The sequence below is a fragment of the Exiguobacterium sp. SH31 genome (assembly GCF_001816105.1).
GTDB lineage: Bacteria > Bacillota > Bacilli > Exiguobacteriales > Exiguobacteriaceae > Exiguobacterium > Exiguobacterium aurantiacum_A.
The window spans coordinates 1-20285 of the sequence record NZ_LYTG01000033.1 but is presented as its reverse complement, the minus strand read 5'-3'; the positions used below and the strand labels follow the sequence as shown (position 1 = coordinate 20285).

The 20285-nt window shown below is 49.8% G+C and carries 16 protein-coding genes; 11 read left to right on the top strand and 5 right to left on the bottom strand.

Features of this window, described 5'->3' with window-relative positions; genetic code table 11:
- Window positions 1-113: 113 nt before the first annotated feature.
- The 3 genes from gntK to gnd all read right to left on the bottom strand — a co-directional run bounded on the left by gntK (window position 114) and on the right by gnd (window position 3940).
- Window positions 114-1613 (bottom strand): gluconokinase, encoded by a 1500-nt coding sequence (gntK, locus tag A6395_RS05700; protein ID WP_071398267.1) that lies wholly within the window; start codon window positions 1611-1613, stop codon window positions 114-116.
- 16 nt (window positions 1614-1629) lie between these two features.
- The gene (locus A6395_RS05695) at window positions 1630-2973 is read right to left on the bottom strand and encodes a GntT/GntP/DsdX family permease (protein ID WP_071398266.1); all 1344 of its coding nucleotides are present in this window, start codon (window positions 2971-2973) and stop codon (window positions 1630-1632) included.
- Window positions 2974-3055: 82 nt separating this feature from the next.
- Window positions 3056-3940, bottom strand: a complete 885-nt coding sequence (gene gnd, locus A6395_RS05690) for a phosphogluconate dehydrogenase (NAD(+)-dependent, decarboxylating) (protein WP_071398265.1) — start codon at window positions 3938-3940, stop codon at window positions 3056-3058.
- A 130-nt stretch (window positions 3941-4070) separates the two neighbouring features.
- On the opposite strand from gnd, the gene A6395_RS05685 reads away from it, so the two are divergent.
- From A6395_RS05685 to A6395_RS05660, 6 genes are all read left to right on the top strand, one after another.
- Entirely contained in the window at window positions 4071-4919 is an 849-nt protein-coding gene (locus A6395_RS05685) for a MurR/RpiR family transcriptional regulator (protein WP_071398264.1), read from the top strand.
- Window positions 4920-5021: 102 nt separating this feature from the next.
- Window positions 5022-6608 (top strand): FMN-binding glutamate synthase family protein, encoded by a 1587-nt coding sequence (locus A6395_RS05680; protein WP_071398263.1) that lies wholly within the window; start codon window positions 5022-5024, stop codon window positions 6606-6608.
- Window positions 6609-6736: 128 nt separating this feature from the next.
- Window positions 6737-7147, top strand: a complete 411-nt coding sequence (locus A6395_RS05675; protein ID WP_071398262.1) for a hypothetical protein — start codon at window positions 6737-6739, stop codon at window positions 7145-7147.
- A 224-nt stretch (window positions 7148-7371) separates the two neighbouring features.
- Window positions 7372-8544, top strand: coding sequence for a galactokinase (locus A6395_RS05670; protein ID WP_071398297.1), 1173 nt, complete (start codon window positions 7372-7374; stop codon window positions 8542-8544).
- Complete coding sequence (gene galE / locus A6395_RS05665) at window positions 8541-9539, top strand: UDP-glucose 4-epimerase GalE (protein ID WP_071398261.1); 999 nt, start codon at window positions 8541-8543, stop codon at window positions 9537-9539. The genes A6395_RS05670 and galE overlap by 4 nt, the downstream gene beginning before the upstream one ends.
- Window positions 9536-11020 carry a UDP-glucose--hexose-1-phosphate uridylyltransferase gene (locus tag A6395_RS05660; protein ID WP_071398260.1) on the top strand — a complete coding sequence of 495 codons (1485 nt, stop codon included), beginning with the start codon at window positions 9536-9538 and terminating at the stop codon, window positions 11018-11020. Before galE ends, A6395_RS05660 begins: the two co-directional genes overlap by 4 nt.
- A 93-nt stretch (window positions 11021-11113) precedes the next feature.
- Here the strand turns inward: A6395_RS05660 and A6395_RS05655 are convergent, their stop codons facing one another.
- The gene (locus A6395_RS05655; protein ID WP_071398259.1) at window positions 11114-12139 is read right to left on the bottom strand and encodes an aldose epimerase family protein; all 1026 of its coding nucleotides are present in this window, start codon (window positions 12137-12139) and stop codon (window positions 11114-11116) included.
- 191 nt (window positions 12140-12330) lie between these two features.
- Here A6395_RS05655 and ganS point away from each other — a divergent pair, with 191 nt between their 5' ends.
- The 5 genes from ganS (at window position 12331) to A6395_RS05630 (ending at window position 18970) form a co-directional block, all read left to right on the top strand.
- The gene (gene ganS, locus A6395_RS05650; RefSeq protein ID WP_071398258.1) at window positions 12331-13596 is read left to right on the top strand and encodes a galactooligosaccharide ABC transporter substrate-binding protein GanS; all 1266 of its coding nucleotides are present in this window, start codon (window positions 12331-12333) and stop codon (window positions 13594-13596) included.
- 59 nt (window positions 13597-13655) lie between these two features.
- Entirely contained in the window at window positions 13656-14912 is a 1257-nt protein-coding gene (gene ganP, locus A6395_RS05645; RefSeq protein ID WP_071398257.1) for a carbohydrate ABC transporter permease, read from the top strand.
- Entirely contained in the window at window positions 14912-15754 is an 843-nt protein-coding gene (gene ganQ / locus A6395_RS05640; protein ID WP_071398256.1) for a galactooligosaccharide ABC transporter permease GanQ, read from the top strand. The genes ganP and ganQ overlap by 1 nt, the downstream gene beginning before the upstream one ends.
- Window positions 15755-15780: 26 nt before the next feature.
- On the top strand, window positions 15781-17838 hold the full coding sequence (locus A6395_RS05635) for a beta-galactosidase (RefSeq protein ID WP_071398255.1): 2058 nt from the start codon (window positions 15781-15783) through the stop codon (window positions 17836-17838).
- 127 nt (window positions 17839-17965) lie between these two features.
- Window positions 17966-18970, top strand: coding sequence for a LacI family DNA-binding transcriptional regulator (locus A6395_RS05630; protein WP_071398254.1), 1005 nt, complete (start codon window positions 17966-17968; stop codon window positions 18968-18970).
- A gap of 38 nt (window positions 18971-19008) precedes the next feature.
- Here the strand turns inward: A6395_RS05630 and A6395_RS05625 are convergent.
- Window positions 19009-20285: putative bifunctional diguanylate cyclase/phosphodiesterase (locus tag A6395_RS05625; RefSeq protein WP_149038973.1), on the bottom strand; the 1277-nt coding region annotated here is incomplete at its 5' end.

The following is a 20285-nucleotide window of genomic DNA, read 5'->3' as shown; positions in this document are numbered from 1 at the left end:
CCTTCCATAATCCGGTTATTTGTTCGAATGATGATACTCTGATGACGAATAGACTTGAGCATCTCCAACTAATTTCATCAAAAATCCGAGCCCCCTAAAGGACTCGGCTTCTCTCATACATGCTTCCGCTGAAACGCAGCAATCGCTTCATACTCTTCGGCGAAATGACGCGATAAGCGAATATAAATCGGGAGTAACTCCCGGTAGATTGTCGTCGCCTCTACGTCCGGAATGTGCTCATGCGTCACTTGCGGCACGGCCGTGAAGTCGTCGATGTCACCGAACGCATACTCACCAAGCATGACCGCACCTAAGCACGAACTCTCATGACTTTCCGGCACGACGACCGGCGCGTCGAAGATGTCGGCCATCATCTGGCGCCATAGCTTCGACTGGGCGAAACCGCCCGTCGCATGGATCCGGTTCGGCGCGCCTGTCAACTCGTCGAGCGCGAGCATGACCGTATACAAGTTGAAGATGACGCCTTCTAAGACGGCACGGATGAAGTGCTCACGCTTATGGTGGATGCTCAGACCGAAGAATGAGCCGCGCGCGTTCGAGTCCCAGAGCGGGGCCCGTTCGCCCATCAAGTACGGGTGGAACAACAGTCCGTCCGATCCCGGTTTGACCGTCTCGGCGATACGCGTCAACACGTCATAGGCGTCCATGCCAAGCCGTTTCGCCGTCTCGACCTCGCTCGCCGCGAACTCGTCGCGGAGCCAACGCAAGATGATGCCGCCGTTATTGACCGGTCCACCGATGACCCAATGCTTGTCGGTCAAGGCGTAACAGAAGATACGGCCTTTCGGGTCCTCGACCGGTTCGCGGACGACCGTCCGGATGGCACCGCTCGTCCCGATCGTGACAGCGACGACGCCTGGTTCGAACGCCCCGACACCAAGGTTCGACAGTACTCCGTCGCTTGCCCCGATGACGAGCGGGAAGTCCCAGCCGAGCGTCTCGGTGACGTCCGGTTTGAGCGAGAGAATCTCCGTCGTCGGGACGAGCTCTGACAGTTGGTCCGGTGTGACGCCAGCGATATGTAACGCCTCCGCGTCCCAGTCGCACGTCTTCAAATTGAACAGACCGGTCGCCGAGGCGATCGAATGGTCGACGACGAAGCGTCCGGTCAGGCGATAGAAGACGTACTCTTTGATCGAGACGAACTTGGCGGCACGCTTGAACACATCTGCATGTTCCGCTCTTAACCAACGCAGTTTCGACAGCGGCGCCATCGGATGGACCGGTGTGCCGGTGCGCATATGGAGCGCGCTCGCATCAAAGTCGCGTTTAATCTCCTGCGTGTACGGGTTGGCCCGGCTATCGGCCCAGGTGATACTGTTCGTGAGCGGACGCCCTGACACATCGAGTGCGATCAAGCTGTGCATCGCCGAGCTGAACGAGACGAAGCGGATCGGCCCGTCGGCTTGCGCCCGGACGGCACTGACTGCTTCAAGCACCGCCCCGTAGATGACGACCGGGTCTTGCTCGGCCGTCTCCGTGTCCGGGGTAAGGAGCGGGTACAGCACGTTATGTACCGCGAGTTGTTGGTGATTCTGAAACAGGACGGCTTTCGTACTCGTCGTCCCGATATCGACGCCAATGGTGTACACACAATCACTTCCTTTGTTAAATGATGAATAGGCTGATCAAGAAGACGACCGCAAATCCGGTCAGTCCGATAATCGTCTCCATGACGGTCCACGATTTGAGCGTGTCTTTCACGTCTAGACCGAAGTAGCGGTTGACGAGCCAGAAGCCCGAGTCGTTGACGTGTGAGAGGACAGTCGCGCCGGAGGCGATGGCGATGACAATCAAGCCGAGCGCGGCCCCAGTGATGTTTTGAATTTCGAGAAGCGGCGTGATGAGTCCTGCCGCCGTGACCATCGATACGGTCGCTGAACCTTGGGCGACGCGGACGACGGTCGCAATCAAGAAGGCGAGAACGATCGCCGGAAGCGGTGACCCGGCCATCATCTCCCCAAGGACGTCACCGACACCTGAGTCGATCAAGACTTGTTTGAACACGCCGCCGGCACCGGTGACGAGGATGATAATCCCGGCCGGTTCGAGCGCTTTCGTCGCAATCTCTTGCACTTCGTCACGTGTGTAACCACGGCGCGTGCCGAGGAAGATGAACGTGAGGAGCGTCGCGATCGTCAAAGCGACGAACGGATGACCCATGAACGTCAAGAACGTACGAATCGTATTTCCTTCATCTAACAGTACCGCAGACAACGTGTTCGCAAGAATCAACACGAGCGGGATCGAGATGAGCGAGATGATCATTTTGAAACTTGGCAATTCTTTCGATGTGTCGATCTCTTCAAATTCCATATAGTCCGGGATGGTAACGTGAATCTTGTTCGCGATGTACTTCCCGAAAATTGGACCGGCGAGAATCGCTGCCGGAATCCCGGCGATCACTCCGAACAAGATGACCCAACCGAGCTCGGCACCGATGAGGTTTGCGACCGCAATCGGACCTGGTGTCGGCGGGATGAAGCTATGTGTGACGGCGAGGCCGGCGAGGAGCGGGATGCCGTAGTAGAGCAGCGAGCGACCCGTCCGCTTGGCGAGGCCATAAACGATCGGAACGAGAATGATGAAGCCGACGTCGAAGAAGACCGGGACGGCGACGATGAAACCGGTGATGGCGAGTGCCCATTGTGCCTTGTCCTCACCGAACTTGTTGACGAGTGTCTGGGCGAGACGTTCCGCGCCACCTGATACTTCTAACATTTTACCAAACATGGCACCGAGTCCGACGACGACGGCGACGAAACCTAGCGTCCCGCCCATCCCGTTCTGAATCGAGGTGATGACATCCCCGAGCGGCATTCCGGCCGCGATCCCAACGAGCAAGCTGACGAGCAAGAGCGAGACGAACGCATGAAGTTTCGTCCGCATGACCAAAAATAAGAGCAAGAAGATGCCGGCGACGGCGATCAAGATAAGTGTAGAGCCTGACATATGTAGTTCCCCCTTTACCGTATGTGTAACCGTTTACAAATTTTTACAAAGGAAAAGGCCACCCCTGACCTTCTCCCGAACATTATTTTTTGACGACCGCGTGGCCTCCGAACTCGTTGCGGAGTGCGGCGACGACTTTACCTGAGAACGTGTCGTCCTCGAGCGAGCGATAGCGCATCATGAGAGACATGGCGATGACCGGGGCCGCCGCCTGCAGTTCGAGCGCCGTCTCGACCGTCCATTTCCCTTCCCCTGAGGAATGCATGACGCCACGGATCTCATCGAGCTTGGCGTCTTTTTTGAACGCGTTCTCGGTCAGTTCCATGAGCCATGACCGGACGACCGAGCCGTGGTTCCAGACGCGGGCCACTTGTTCGTAGTCGTAGTCGAACGGACTCTTCTCTAAAATATCAAACCCTTCGGCAATGGCTTGCATCATGCCGTATTCGATGCCGTTGTGGATCATCTTGAGGAAGTGGCCGCTGCCGGCCGGACCCGTGTACAAGTAGCCGTTCTCGACCGAGAGGTCCTTGAAGATCGGCTCGATGGTTGGCCACGCCTTCGCGTCACCGCCGACCATCGTGCAGGCCCCGTTGCGTGCACCGTCCGTCCCGCCGCTCGTCCCACAGTCGAAGAACGAGATATTCTTCTCTGCGAATTGCTCGGCGCGTGCGACCGACAATTTATAGTTCGAGTTGCCGCCGTCAATGACGATGTCACCAGGTTCGAGTCGCTCGAAGAGTTCAGTGAGAACCGTCTCGGTGATTTCACCAGCCGGGACCATCGCCCAGACGACACGAGGCGCCTCAAGCTTGTCGACGACGTCCTTAAGTGTCGGGACGATTTCAAACGCTGTCGTCGCCTCGACGCTCGACGCGTCCGTTCCGATGACCGTGTGACCGTGGTCGCTCAAATTGAGCGCCAAGTTGTAACCCATTTTACCTAATCCAATCAAACCGATTTTCATAACGTCACCTCAAAAAAAGAATTTTTTTCCGTCTCTAGTCCATAATATCAAATAAAATTCGATTTTCAATAGAGATTGCGGAATTTTTTTCGGAAAGGTATCGTTAAGAGAGACGAAAGGGTGATAAATGATGGAATCGATGAATGGACTGGCCCGTATCCGCGGTGCCTATTCGACACTCAGCAAAAAGGAACAACGAATTGCCGACTATATGTTGAAACAACCGGAACTGATCATTCACCATACGATCAATCAAGTGGCCGACGACTTAGATGTCGCCGAGTCGACCGTGTTCCGTTTCTGTCAACGCGTCGGCTTCAAAGGGTATCAGGCGCTAAAGATCGCGCTCGCCTCGGATATCGTCGCGCCGCTCCAAGATATCCATGAAGACATCACGCAAGACGATACACCACTTCAAATCGCCGAAAAAATTTTCGCGACGAACGTCAAGACGATCGAGTCGACCCGACAAATCTTAGAGGAGGCGACGATGCAGCAGGCGGTCGATTTGTTGCTGTCGGCCCGCCGCATCGAGTTTTTCGGGAGTGGCGGTTCAGCTGTGATCGCACTTGACGCGTACCATAAATTTGTCCGTAGCGGCCTGCTCGTCACGGCGAATTTAGAATCACATATGCAACTCATGTCGGCGTCACAGCTGACGACAGACGACGTCGCCGTCCTCATCTCGCATTCGGGTGCCTCGAAAGAGACGCTCGACGTCGCGCACGTCTGTCGGGATCGCGGTGTGCCGATTATAGCCATCACGAACTACGCCAAATCACCGCTCTCGAAACTCGCCGACGTCGCCTTGTATACCGTGTCGCAAGAGACCGAGTTCCGTTCCGAGGCGCTCGCGTCGCGTATCGCCGAGCTCAGTTTGATTGACGCTCTGTTCACGGTCGTCATGATGCAACGCGGGGAAGTGGGACGGGATGCGCTCCGTCAGATGCGGGAAGCCATCTCGCGCCGTCGCATGTGAAGACAGCTCCGACCGAGGACGTTACGGGTCGGAGCTGTTTCATCGTTCACCCGACGTGGTATCGGATAAGGACAACCGAACGCTACGGGAGGAGAGAGGACGATGTCGCTCAACACGACGATGCTGGTCGTACTGCTCATATTGATGGTGCTTTTGATTTCGATGCCGTTCATGCTGCTGTTCTACTTATGGATGAAAGACCGCAATCAGCGCGAGCACGCCGTCCTCCGCAACTTCCCGCTCCTCGGTAAGGTCCGTTATATCCTCGAGATGATTGGCCCCGAGTTGCGCCAATACTTATTTTTGAACGACAACGAGGCGACGCCGTTCTCGCGGAACGAGTACGAGTCGGCCGTCATTTCCGGGAAATATAAGTCACGGCTCATCGGTTTCGGGTCGGAACGGGACTTCGACGCGAACGGCTTCTACGTCCAGAACGCCTTGTTCCCGACACAACGGGCCGACTTGAAGATTGCCCGTGACGAGACGGTGACGACGCATATGTATCATCTCGACGCCGATAATCTGTTCACGCGAAAAGAGCACATCGTCGAGCAAGAGGTGTCGCCGTATTTGTTGCCGCTTGCAGACGCGCCTGTCATCGGCAAAGATACGTGCCAAGAGCCGTTCCAAGTGCGCGGCCTCATCGGTCAGTCGGCGATGAGCTTCGGCTCGCTCGGCGAGAACGCCATCAGCGCGCTTTCGATCGGCCTTGGCCGGGCGAAAGGGACGTGGATGAACACCGGGGAAGGCGGCTTGTCCGACTATCACTTGAAAGGGGACGTCGACCTCGTCTATCAGATTGGACCGGCGCTGTTCGGTGTCCGGACCGAGGACGGGGCGTTCTCATGGGAGGCGTTCCAGGAGAAGAGTGCGATCAAACAAGTGCGCGCCTTCGAGCTGAAGCTCGCCCAAGGTGCGAAGACACGGGGCGGCCACATCGAAGGTACGAAAGTGACGCCGGAGATCGCCAAAATCCGCAACGTCAAAGTCGGCGTCAGCATCGACAGCCCGAACCGGTTTAACGAGTTCCATACGAACACGGAGATGCTCACCTTCATCGACCGGTTGCGCGACGTCGGGGGCAAGCCGGTCGGCATCAAGCTCGTCGTCGGTCGGCTTGATGACCTCCATGACCTGATCGCTGCCATGGCCACGTCCGATAGATATCCGGACTTCATCACCGTCGACGGTGGGGAAGGCGGGACCGGGGCGACGTACCAAGAGCTCGCGGACGCGGTCGGACTGCCGCTTCACGCCGCGTTGCCGTACGTCCATCGTCTCCTCGTCGAGCATGGACTGCGCGACAAAATCAAACTGTTCGCCTCCGGCAAGCTCGTGACGGCGGATAAGGTCGCCATCGCCTTAGGGCTCGGTGCGGACTTCGTCAACATCGCCCGCGGCCTCATGTTCAACGTCGGTTGCATCCAGGCACAAGTTTGTCATACGAACCGGTGTCCGGTCGGTGTCACGACGACGGACCCGAAGCTACAACGGGCGCTCGTCGTCGACGAGAAGAGCTTCCGGGTGACGAACTATATCATCTCGCTCCGCGAAGGGCTGTACAACTTGACGGCCGCGGCCGGGCTCACGATACCGACCGAGTTCACAGCCGAGCACATCATCTACAAATACGATGATGGACGGGTGAAGCCGGGGACCGAATTGTTCGGGACGAGCGACAGCTGAAGGGCTGCCGCTTTTTTCGTCATCGCGAAATGTAAAGATTGCGGAATAGGCTGCGGAGAGGGTTACGTTTTGGCAAAGCGTGGAAATGATACATATCTAGCGAAATACGGATAGAGAGGCTGAACACTATGAATAACATTGACTTCTTGTCGGCTGACCACTATCGCGTGTTCAAACAACTGGCACGTCAGTTAGAAGACCCAGGGGCGGCGGGGAAAGAATATTTCTCGGCGCTGTACGTGATCGCGGGGAACGAACGGGTGCGTGACATTCTGCTGCCGTACATCAACCTCGAGACAGGGAGAATCAATACATCGACCATCATCGAAGACAATACGTTTGAGAAGGGCGAAATCGTCCTCGTCAAACTCGTCATTCATCTGTACAATCATAAAGAATGGGTGCTACCGACGGAACTGATCAGCTTGCCGCAAGAGGACTATCAACTCGCGATGCAAGCGATCACGCTCTGTCGCGATGACCAGTTCGACGGAATCGTGATTCCGACAGCCGACGAGACAGAGACACGCGGGAAATGAACGAACGACCATCCCTTCAGAGCGAAGGGATGGTCGTTTTTGTCGCTTTGATATTTCGTAATTTAACAAAAAGAATAAAAATAAAAACTTTTAGTAAAACTATCTTTATTTTTTAGTAAAAAATAGTTAAACTAAGATTGTGAAGGTGATAGAGCAGGTCTGTACAGAGAAATTATTCTATAAAGAGATGTCGAGCAAAAGGAGACGATTCAAAGATGAGAGAGATGATGCACACAGAATTTAGAAAACGCTTCCTTGAAGGGGCGACCCACCAATTTTTTGCCCCTGGACGAATTAACTTGATTGGTGAGCACGTCGATTACAATGGGGGCCATGTATTCCCGGCAGCAATCACCTTCGGTACGTATATGCTTGTTCGCAAGCGGGACGATCGAATGTGTCGGTTCTATTCGATAAACTTTGAGTCGCAAGGGGTTATCGAGACGTCAATCGATCGATTGACATACCGGGAAGAAGACGGATGGGCAAATTATCCGAAAGCGATGCTCCACTACTTAATGTCACACGGAGTGATTACGGAGGGGGTGGATTGCTTGTACTACGGTAACATTCCGAATGGTGCCGGACTCTCATCTTCTGCTTCGATTGAACTTGTAAGCGGGTACGCCTTTAATGAATTGTACGCCTTCGGCCTATCGCCGCTCGAACTCGTTAAACTTGGACAACGAGCTGAGAATGAATACATTGGTGTGAATAGTGGAATTATGGATCAGTTTGCGATTGGGATGGGAATGAAGGATCACGCGATGCTTCTCGATTGTGAGACGCTTGAATGTGAGTACGCTCCGTTCAAGTTGGACGGTTTGTCGATTGTCATTATGAATACGAATAAACGGCGAGAACTTGCCGATTCTAAATATAATGAACGCCGTAACGAATGCGAGCGAGCGCTATTAAATTTGCAACGAGAACTTGAAATTACTGCACTATGCGAACTCGATGTTGAAACGTTTGAAGATCATCGTCATCTCTTGCAAGATGATACACTCTATCGTCGTGCTCGACATGCGGTGACTGAAAACGCACGCACTCTCGAGGCGCTCGAAGCGCTCAAAGGGAATGAAATCGAGCGGTTCGGTCGATTGATGAATGATTCGCATCGTTCTTTAGACAAAGACTATGAAGTGACCGGCAAGGAGTTAAACACTCTCGTTGAAGCAGCTTGGGAAAATCATGCGATTGGTGCTCGCATGACCGGGGCGGGTTTTGGTGGTTGTGCGATTTCTCTTGTCAAACAAGAGTCCGTTGATCGATTTATTGAAAAGGTGCAATCAACGTATCTGAAAACGATTGGCTATGAGGCGACATTTTATGTGGCCTCGATCGGGCCGGGTGTTCATGAAATCATCGAACAAGTGAAAGGAGAAACAGGATGAGTATTTTAGTTGTTGGGGGAGCTGGATATATTGGGTCACATGCAGTTTATCAATTAACTGATCAAGGATATGACGTCGTCGTGATTGATAATTTAGAGACGGGTCATGCAGCGGCAATCCATCCGAAAGTCCGCTTTTACAAAGGGGATATACGGGACAAAGACTTTCTGTGGCATGTCTTTTCAAAAGAAGTGGTTGATCAAGTCATTCATTTCGCGGCAAATTCGCTTGTCGGCGAATCGATGACGAATCCGCTCAAATACTATGCTAACAACGTCTATGGTACTCAATGCCTGCTTGAAGCGATGGTAGAACATGGCACGTCTTCAATCGTTTTTTCATCGACCGCGGCAACGTATGGTAATCAAAGGGTAATGCCAATTACGGAAGCGGCGACCACAATTCCTACGTCAACTTATGGGGAGACAAAACTTGCCATGGAGAAGATGATGCACTGGGTCGAGCGTGCGCATGGTATTCGCTTTGTCGCTTTGCGTTACTTCAATGTGGCTGGCGCGCGCCAAGGTGGTATTATCGGGGAAGACCATCGTCCTGAGACCCACCTTGTTCCGCTTATTTTAGAAGTTGCCAACGGGCATCGCGATGAAATTTCGGTGTTTGGCGATGATTACAATACCGCTGATGGTACGTGTATTCGTGACTATATTCATGTCGAAGACTTGATTGAGGCGCACCTGCTCGCGCTTGATTATTTACGAGATGGAGGAGACAGCGATGTCATTAATCTTGGTTCGAACCAAGGTTTCTCTGTCCAAGAGATGATTCAAGTAGCTCGTGATGTCACAGGGATGGATATCCCTGTAAGTATAAAATCACGGCGTGCAGGCGATCCCCCCGCGCTCATTGCTTCCTCTGAGAAAGCACGACGTGTGTTAGGATGGAATCCGTCACGAACAGATGTGACGCGTATCATCGCTGATGCGTGGGCATGGCATCGGGCACAGCCAAATGGATATGAGGAGGTGTCGTTATGAGCAGAGGGATTAATGGACTTGTTGATGCGGCTATCGATGCGGGAATGATTACGGTACGTGACCGAATTTATGCAAAGAATCGATTACTGGATTTGTTGAAAGAGACACCTTCTAATGAGTTCGTGTCAGGTTCGATCGTTCAGTTACTCAATCATCTGGTCGAAAGGGCAGTGGACGATGGGTTGATTGAAGACTACGTTGCGGAACGTGAGATGTTAGGTGCGAAACTGATGGACGTGTTCGTCCCTAATCCTTCAGTAGTCGAACAAACATTTTATGCGAAATATCGTGAGGACAAGCAGGCGGCGACGGATTATTTCTATAAATTGTCAGAGGACTCGAACTATATTCAGACGGAACGAATCAAGAAGAATATTTCGTATAAAGTATCGACGAAATATGGTGAAGTTGATATTACCATCAATATGTCAAAACCTGAAAAAGACCCGAAAGAAATCGCTCGCCAGAAACGAGCGGGAACATCAGAGACGCACTATCCGTCTTGTCTTCTCTGTGTGGAGAATGAAGGATATGTTGGCCGGCTCGATCATCCAGCGCGGACGAACCATCGTGTCATCCCTCTCGAACTCGGTCGGGAGAGTTGGTATCTTCAATATTCACCATACGTTTATTACAATGAACATTGCATCTTGTTGTCTGAGGAACACCGGGACATGGTTATTGACGATGGCACGTTTATCCGACTACTTGATTTTGTCAGCCAGTTCCCGCATTATTTTGCCGGATCAAATGCAGATTTGCCAATTGTCGGGGGTTCAATCTTGTCCCACGATCACTATCAAGGAGGATGTTATACATTTACGATGGCTGATGCAAAAGAGCGGGAATCGTTCACATTCATGGGTTATCCATCTGTCATAGGAACATCTCTTCTATGGCCACTATCTGTCATCCGTCTGAAAGGGACTGACCGTACAGAGCTTGTCTCCTGTGCTACGCATATCCTTGAGACGTGGCGCCGCTACTCGGACCCAGTCAACGATATATTGGCTGAGACAGACGCACAACATAACACGATCACTCCGATTGCTAGAATGCGTGACGGTTTTTATGAGCTTGATCTTGTGCTGCGCAACAATCGGACGACTGAAGATCATCCGCTTGGCATTTTCCATCCTCATGCCGACATCCATCACATCAAGCGTGAGAATATTGGTTTGATTGAGGTGATGGGTCTTGCCGTTTTACCGGCTCGATTAAAAGAAGAGCTTGAGTCAGTCATTGCATTTGTAGAGTCGGGCACTCATCAGGTCGCCTCTGTTCATCGACTATGGGCAGAAGAGCTCCGATCTCGATATGACGGGATAACGGAAGCGCGTGTGCTTGTTTATGAAGCGGTCGGTGAGAAGTTTGTGCGAGGACTTGAGGATTGTGGCGTCTTTAAATTGACGGATGTAGGTGATGCGGGACTTCGCCGCTTTGTTGAGACGTGTCAACCAGTGCAGAAGACTACTAGTTGAATAGAGTGGACAAAAAACCGCCTCTCTGAACTGAACCAATAAAGTCGGGCATGAAAATCCGATTTTTATGGAACTGTTCACTCAGGCGGTTTTTTAGATGGTATCAAATCGATACACTGTTTGATGGATATATGGTTGCGTAGGGGTGCACCATATGGGCGGCAATTGTTCCATTTCTAGGGCGGCAGCTGGATGTTGGGTTTCTAGACAAATTCCCATGTGAGCAGCATTCGGACCAGTGGCTAATGGTGTTTCGGCGCTTAAAGAGTTACCGGTATAAAGAACGAACCCAGGATAAGTCGTTGTCATCTGAAGTCGTCGCCCGCTTTTTCGATGCGTCAAGGTGACGTGAGGACTGGATTTTGTGTCGAATAAGAAGTAATGATCAATCCCGCCTGAAGCGAACTGTTGTTGCTGTGTGTCATGAGATAAAACACATGCGAGACGTTTTGATTTCCTGAGGTCGAACGGCGTGTCTGTCACATCATTTATACGTCCAGTCGGTAACAACCTTTCATCAAGTTCGATATAGGTAGAGGCATCGAATTCGAGTTCGTGACAGTGAATCGCTTCTCTAGCGTTTCCGCTCAAATTGAAATAGGCATGATTCGTTAAAGTGAGCGGTGTGCGTTCACTTACTGTGGCGTTATAGCGGATGATGAACTCGTGAGTGTCCGTCAATCGATATTCGATAATCACTTTAACTGTTCCGACATGTCCGCTTTCGTTTGAGAGTAAACCTTGAAGTCTCAAACCGACGTCGTCACTGTCTTCAAATGGAGTAACTTCAAACATAACTTGATGCAACCCGCCATTCCCACCGTGTAGTTGGTTCCGAGTATTGGCTTCGAGCTGATGAACGGTGTTACCCGTTTTGTAACGGGCATCACGGATCCGCCCCGCCACACGTCCAATTAGCGCGCCCATATAGTTTGGGTCATCCATGTATTGATTGTAGTTTTCGTATGTCAACAGTACGTTTTCCATCGTTCCAGATCGATCAGGAACAAATAGATGGGTGAGAATGCCCCCTCGATTAAGTGCCTTTAAAGACAGACCGTTTGGGTGTAGGAGGGTAAACTCTGTCAATCCATTTACTGATTTTTCGGAAAAATACATATTGAATCGCTCTCCTTATATGTAAGGTGACTAATCTTACTATTAGCATAATACAAACTAAAAGAGTGTTGCAAAACAAATAGGTAAATAAAACGATAAAAATTTACTAAAATTTATTTACTATTTTTACCGATGGTGCTATATTTGATTTGTAAAAGCGCTTACAATAACAGTTTCGGGAGGAACGTTTTATGAAATCGACAGGCAAATATTCATTGTTAGTAGGGGGACTCGTCATGAGTTCGGCTCTCGTTGCGTGCGGACCGGGGGAAGAGACTTCAGGGGAGTCAACGGAAGCAGCTTCGAATGAGTTGATTGTATGGGAAGATGTTGAAAAAGGTGAAGGCATTAAAGAAGCGGTCGAACGTTTTGAAAAAGAGAATGATATTAAAGTAAAAGTTATTGAGAAAACCTATGCACAGCAGATTGAGGATTTACGTTTAGACGGACCTGCCGGGACCGGTCCAGACGTATTGACGATGCCGGGAGATCAAATCGGAACAGCAGTCACGGAAGGGCTCATTAAAGAAATCGCATTGACATCGGACGAGCAGTCAATCTATACAGACGTCGCGATTCAATCACAAATTGTAGATGGGAAAGTATATGGCGTACCTAAAGCAGTTGAATCGACCGTTCTCTACTATAATAAAGCGCTAATTAAAGAGGAGGAACTGCCACAATCACTCGACGAATGGTACGACTATTCGAAAGAAGTGACAACCGGCAAGCAATTCGGATTCTTGGCATTGTTCGATCAAATCTATTACGCGCAGAGTGTGATGAGCGGATCGGGCGGTTACATTTTCGGGCGTGATGATGCCGGGAATTATGACACATCTGATATCGGATTAGCGAATGACGGAGCGATAAAGGGCGCCGCGCTTATTCAAAAATTCTATCAGGACAAACTTTTCCCAGCTGGTATCATCGGTGAGCAAGGGATTAATGTCTTAGAATCACTATTTACTGAAGGGAAAGCCACCGCTATCATTTCGGGACCATGGAACGTAGAACCATTTAAAAAAGCTGGTATTGACTATGGCGTCGTTAAGTTGCCAGAGTTGACAAATGGGGATAACATGAGTTCGTTCCTCGGTGTAAAGAGTTATAACGTGAGCTCGTACAGTAGGAATTCTGAAATGGCCGAGAAACTTGTTAAATTCCTTGGCGACGAAGAAAATTCACGCACTCGCTTTGAAGTGACGCAAGAAGTACCAGCTGTTAAATCGCTCGCGAGTGATCCGGCCGTTACAGAAAGTGAAGTCGCTCAAGCCGTTGCTGAGCAATCTCAGTTCGCAGAGTTGACACCGAACATTCCAGAAATGAATGAAGTATGGCAACCAGTCGATGCTGCGCTCCAGACGATTGCGACCGGCAAAGCGAAGCCGGAACAAGCGATGAAACAAGCGGTCGAAACGATTACTGGTCAAATTGAAGCCAAACATAATAAATGATGCAATCGGCAGGCTCGTCCTGCCGATTTTATTGAACATTAGAACGTGAGGTGAAAACTGTGCAACATCGTCAACTGAGTACACTCTTATCTGTCATTCCTGGACTGGGACAACTGTATAATCGTCAGTGGCTGAAGGGTGGGCTGTTTTTAATTCTAAGCATTTCATATGCAGTCGTATTCGCCGATTTACTAAATATGGGACTGTGGGGAATTATCACACTTGGTACTGAGGTTCCGCGAGACAATTCGATATTCTTACTCGCAGAAGGAATTATTGCCATTATCGTCTTAACATTCGGTGTGGCATTCTACGGATTCAACCTTCGAGACGCGTATCGAAATGGGCAAAGACGAGATGATGGATTCTCACTCGGCTCACTACGACAAGATTACCTAGCTATGAAAGATGCGGGTTATCCTTATTTGATTAGCGCGCCGTCGCTGTTCATTCTCGTTTTTGCTGTTATCTTCCCAATCTTATTCAGCTTCGCTTTGGCGTTTACAAACTATGACTTATATCATTCGCCTCCAGCAAATTTAGCTGATTGGGTTGGGTTTGATACGTTCGCGCAAATATTCACGGTCGACATTTGGCGTTCGACGTTCCTCGATGTGCTGTCGTGGACAGTGATCTGGACGGTACTTGCATCGACACTGCAAGTCTCACTCGGGATTTTTCTTGCAGTGGTCGTCAACCAAAAAGAGATTCGGTTCAAAAAGACGATTCGAACGTTCTTCGTCTTACCATGGGCCGTTCCAGGGTTTGTCACAATTCTCGTCTTCGCTGGACTGTTTAACGATAGTTTCGGTGCAATCAACAATGATATTCTCGCTACCTTTGGGATTGATCCAATCCCCTGGTTAACGTCGGCAGCCTGGACGAAAGTTGCTCTCGTCTTTATGCAGGGCTGGCTCGGTTTCCCATATGTCTTTATCGTGACGACCGGTGTATTGCAATCGATTCCTCAAGATTTGTATGAGGCGGCGACGATTGACGGGGCATCTGCCTATAAAAAGTTCCGTCATATCACGATGCCGATGATTATGATTGCGATGGCACCCATTATTATTACGCAATTCACATTCAATTTTAATAACTTCAATATCATTTACTTATTTAACGGTGGTGGACCAGCCGTGCCAGGGTCGAACGCCGGTGGGACCGATATCTTGGTCTCGTGGATTTACAAATTGACGATGCAATCAGGTCAATACGCACTTGCGGCAGCGTTGACGATCTTGTTGTCAATCTTCGTCATCTCGATTGCGCTTTGGCAATTCAGAAAAACCAACTCATTTAAGGAAGGGAAGTGATGGCTATGAGAAGATTCAACTTACGAATTTTTCTGTCGTATGCACTATTGCTGTCGGTCGTCGCCATCATTGTTTATCCGCTTCTTTGGACGATTGGTGCTAGTTTTAACCCGGGAAATAGTCTTGTCAGTACATCGCTCATCCCGAAGAATCCTACACTCGATCATTACCGAGAGTTGTTTGCGGGAAAAGAAAATCTTCAATACGTCAATTGGTACATGAATTCGTTGAAGATTAGTGTGTTTACGATGCTCGGGACACTTGTCAGTGTATCGTTCACAGCCTATGCATTTTCTCGTTTTCGATTTAAAGGTCGTCAACGCGCGCTCACATTGTTTTTGCTGTTACAAATGATCCCACAGTTCTCGGCGTTAATTGCGCTGTTTGTCCTTGCTCAAATGCTAGGCATGATGAACAGTCATTGGCTCCTGATTATGCTCTATATCGGAGGACAAATCCCGATGAACACATATTTGATGAAGGGGTATATGGACTCGATTCCAATAGATCTCGATGAGAGTGCTAAACTAGACGGGGCCTCAAATACCCGCATTTTCTTACAAATTTTGATGCCGCTCTGTCGACCGATGCTAGCAGTTGTAGCGATGAATGGTTTTACAGGACCGCTTGGTGATTTTGTATTATCATCGACAATTCTTCGGACGCAGGATGCTTATACACTCCCGATTGGTCTGTACAACCTTGTCAATGACGTGATGGGGGCGAGTTATACGACGTTTGCGGCTGGGGCGATTTTGATTAGTATTCCGGTTGCTGTCATATTTATCATGCTACAGAAACACTTTGTGGCAGGACTTACGACAGGAGGAACGAAAGGATAAAGAGCGATATAGGAGGAAAGACTGCGATGACATCTTACGAGAGAATATATACAACGAAAACGAAGCGAATGTTACACGGGGGTGACTATAACCCGGATCAATGGCTCGATCAGCCGGAGATTTTGGAGGATGATGTTCGTCTTATGCGACTCGCTCATACGAATACGTTCTCAATCGGTATTTTTGCATGGCATTGTCTAGAACCTGAAGAAGGAGTTTACAATTTTGAGTGGCTAGACGATGTTATTGAACGCATCGCATCAATAGATGGGCACGTCATTCTTGCTACGCCTAGTGGAGCGCGTCCAACTTGGATGTCTGCCAAATACCCTGAAGTGTTACGCACCAATTCGAGTCGTGTCAAACAGTTACACGGTGCACGTCACAACCATTGCTTCACGTCACCTATTTATCGTGACAAGACGCAACAAATGAATCGACTTCTTGCTAAACGATACGGGAACCATCCGGCACTCATTATGTGGCATATCTCAAACGAATTCGGTGGCGACTGCCACTGTGATTTGTGTCAAGAATCATTCCGAGTGTGGCTACAAGAGCAATATGGCTCATTAAAAGAATTAAATGACGCATGGTGGGGACCGTTTTGGAGTCATACATACACAGAATGGTCTCAAGTAGAATCTCCATCGCCAATTGGTGAGAGTGCCGTTCATGGTATGAATCTCGATTGGAAACGATTTGTCACACACCAGACTATCGACTTTTATAAGCACGAGATTGCTCCACTTCGGGAAAGTACACCTGATATCCCAATTACGACAAATTTTATGGCAGATACGTTTGATATGATTCCGTTTCAATCACTCGATTATAGCGAATTTGCCAAGTATGTCGATGTAATCAGTTGGGATGCCTATCCAGCATGGCATAACGATTGGGAGTCGACAGCCAATCTTGCGATGAAAGTTGGGATGATCAATGACTTGTATCGGAGCTTGAAACAACAACCGTTCTTGCTCATGGAGTCAACACCGAGTGCGGTCAACTGGCACCCAGTTAATAAAGCGAAGCGACCGGGTATGCACAAATTGTCTTCTCTACAGATGCTCGCTCATGGTTCTGACAGTGTCCTTTATTTCCAATGGCGTAAATCGAGAGGGTCATCAGAAAAGTTCCACGGGGCCGTTGTCGACCATGATAACAATCCGGACAATCGTGTATTCAAAGATGTAGCGGATGTAGGAGCGACACTTGAGAAATTAGAAGAAGTCGTCGGATCGGTCCGTCCAGCTACTGTCGCGATTTTATATGACTGGGAGAGCAATTGGGCGCTCGACGATGCCCAAGGATTCGGTCTCGATTCGAAGAGATATCCTCAAACACTTCAAGACCACTACCGCACATTTTGGGAGCAAGACATTCCAGTCGACGTCATTACGAAAGAACAGGAATTTTCATCGTATCAACTTCTTCTCGTGCCGATGCTTTATTTGATGGAGGAAGCACTTGCAGAGCGCTTTGAACAATTCGTTAAAGCGGGTGGGACGCTCGTTATGACATATATGTCAGGTCTTGTCGATCGTCACGATTTGGTGCATCCGAATGGTTGGTTGAAGTCACTTCAAACAACATTTGGCATCATGCCGCTCGAAACCGATACGCTTTATCCTTCGGAACGTCAATCCATTCGCTACGGGGAACAACGTTTTGAATTGAAGGATTATGCAACTCCACTTCGTATTGGGACGGCTGATACACTAGCGACATATGAAGATGAGTTTTATGCTGGGACTTCAGTCGTGACAAAACAAAAACATGGGAAAGGAGCTGCGTATTATATCGGAGCTAGACTTGACGAAGCTTTCCATCGTACGTTTTACATTCAATTACTAGACGAGCTGAAAATCGTCCGTCCGGTCGCAATTAAACATCGTGGTGGCGTCTCCGTTCAAGTCCGCCGCGCCGACGATATGGACTACATCTTCGTAATGAACTTTACTGAATCGACCCAAGCGATTGAGTTACCATACGAAATGGAAAATATTATCACCGGAGTCAAGCATATGGGGAAACTTGAACTTGAGCGTTATGCTTCACACGTCTTTAAAGCCAAGCGTTGATGAAAGGGACGCCGACCTGTTTGGGTTGGAGTCCCTTTCTGGTTATAAAGTCTGGATGTTCATTGGATGGCAATTGAATTTGGGGTTGATATATCGTTAAATGGAAGATAGATAGGAAGTGAGTAAAATGGCTACGATTAAAGATATCGCCAAAGGGGCGAACGTATCGATTGCGACAGTTTCACGTGTCTTGAACATGGATCCGACGCTTTCTGTGACACAAGAGACGAAACAGCGGATTTTTGAAGTTGCCGAAGCTCTTGATTATCGGAAAAAAGGCGCTAAAAAAGGGAAGGCGCGCTCATTTGCGATGATTTATTGGCTGACAGATGAGGAAGAATTAAATGATTTGTATTATATGGCGATTCGGCATGGGGTTGAGAGTGGCTGTCGCCAACAGCATATCCAACTTCAAAAGATGACATTTCCTGAAATTGCTGATCACGATTTAAGTGGATTTGATGGAGCGATTGTCATCGGTAAATATAGTCGCCAAGAAGTAGAGTATTTGAAAGGTCTACAGCCGCATCTGATTTTTGTCGACTACGATCCGAAAGATGAAATGATTGATGCTGTATTGACAGATTTGAGACGAGCGACTGAGAAAGTATTACTTCATCTTGAATCAGAAGGAATTAATACAATCGGTTACATCGGAGGACGAGAATCGTCTAAAGATAAGGCTGAAATGTTTGTTGACCCGCGTGAAACCACATACGTCGAATTCATGAAAGCTCGGGGGAAGTATGAGAAGAAATGGCACCGTACCGGCGTGTTTTTATCAGAAGACGGTTATAAAATGATGCACGAACTCGTGAAAAGTGAGTTGCCCGAAGCATTTTTCATTGCTAGTGACACGCTTGCCATCGGTGCGCTTCGAGCGCTTCAAGAATCAGGTTACAATGTGCCGAACGATGTTGCTGTCATCAGTATTAACGATATCAGTGTCTCGAAATACGTCTCACCTCGATTGTCGACGGTGCGTATTCATACTGAAATGATGGGGGAAGAAGCAGTCTCTCTTCTTCTCGAACGCGTAGGCGGTCGTGAAATCAGTAAGACTGTCACGCTTGCGAGCGAACTAGTGCTTCGAGAGAGTCACCAAGTTGTCAATAAAGTTAAAGAAACGTAAACGTAACCCCTCTATGGTACAGACCACAGAGGGTTTTTTTACGGCTGCATTCGCTCTTGAAGCGCCATCACGACGCGGTGCGATTCACGTGCATCGAGATAGCTCGCCTCGTATTCGAACAAGCCGTTTTCGAGCTCGGTCACATGGACGAGTCGGACGCGGATTTCTGTCTTGTCACCGACTTGCGGCAATAGGATCTTCAATTCGATGGCATCGGTGACCGGCAGGCGGACCTGGGCGTAAAAATGCAGGATTTGCAGCCCGCTCTTCGTTACGAGGATTGGGGTCGAGCCGATCGACAGCTCCCTGTCGTGGAACTTGTGGATCGTCACGCTCGCTTCGAGTGAGAATGCCTGTCTCGTGACGACTGGTCCGACCGTCTCCGTCGTCGCTAAGAAGCGGTAATCGAGTGCCTGTTCGAATTGTTCGGCACCGAGCGGACGGCTGAACAAGTAACCCTGGACGATGCGGCAGTTGAGGCGTCGGACGACATCAAGTTGCTCGAGCGTCTCAACGCCTTCGATGACGACGTCCATCGCAAACTCCTCGGCCATGAACAGGATCGTCCGCACGATCGCCTGTGTTTTCTTGTTCTCATGCAAGTCAGCGGCGAACTGTTGATCGATCTTAATCGTCTTGATTGGATACTGTTGCAAATATGACAGCGACGAGTAGCCGGTACCGAAGTCGTCTAAGGCGATACGGATCTTGGCGGCGTCGAGCTGTTCGAGCGTGTCGTGAATCTTCCGATTATCGCTCAAGACATCGGTCTCTAATATCTCGATTTCGAGAAGCGACGGTGTGAGCGTATAACGACGGAGCGCCCGTGTGACCGTCTCAGCATAGTTCCCATGCAACAGCCGTTTCGGCGACACGTTAATCGACACCGGGACGACGGGTAAATCTTTGTCCTGCCAGTCCCGAAGACAGGCGCACGTATGATGGAGCACCCAATCGGCGAGTTGGATGTGGAGATCGCTCTCTTCAGACAACGGGATGAAGTCGTTCGGCGGAATCCGTCCCCATTCCGGGTGTTGCCAGCGGACAAGCGCCTCGGCCCCGACGATCCGGCCCGACCAGGCGTCGACTTTTGGTTGGAATTCGAGGAAGAGTTCGTCCTCTTCGATGGCGCGGCGCAAATCGTTGCCGAGCTGATGTCGCCGATACGAGTCGATATTAAAGCTCGAGGCGTAAAAGACGAATCGGTCCATCCCCGGCAAGTTCGTCCGACCGAGTGCCGTGTTGGCGTACTGCAATAGCTCTTCGGCGACGGTCGAGTCATGCGGATAGCGGCTGACTCCGATTGAGACGGGCG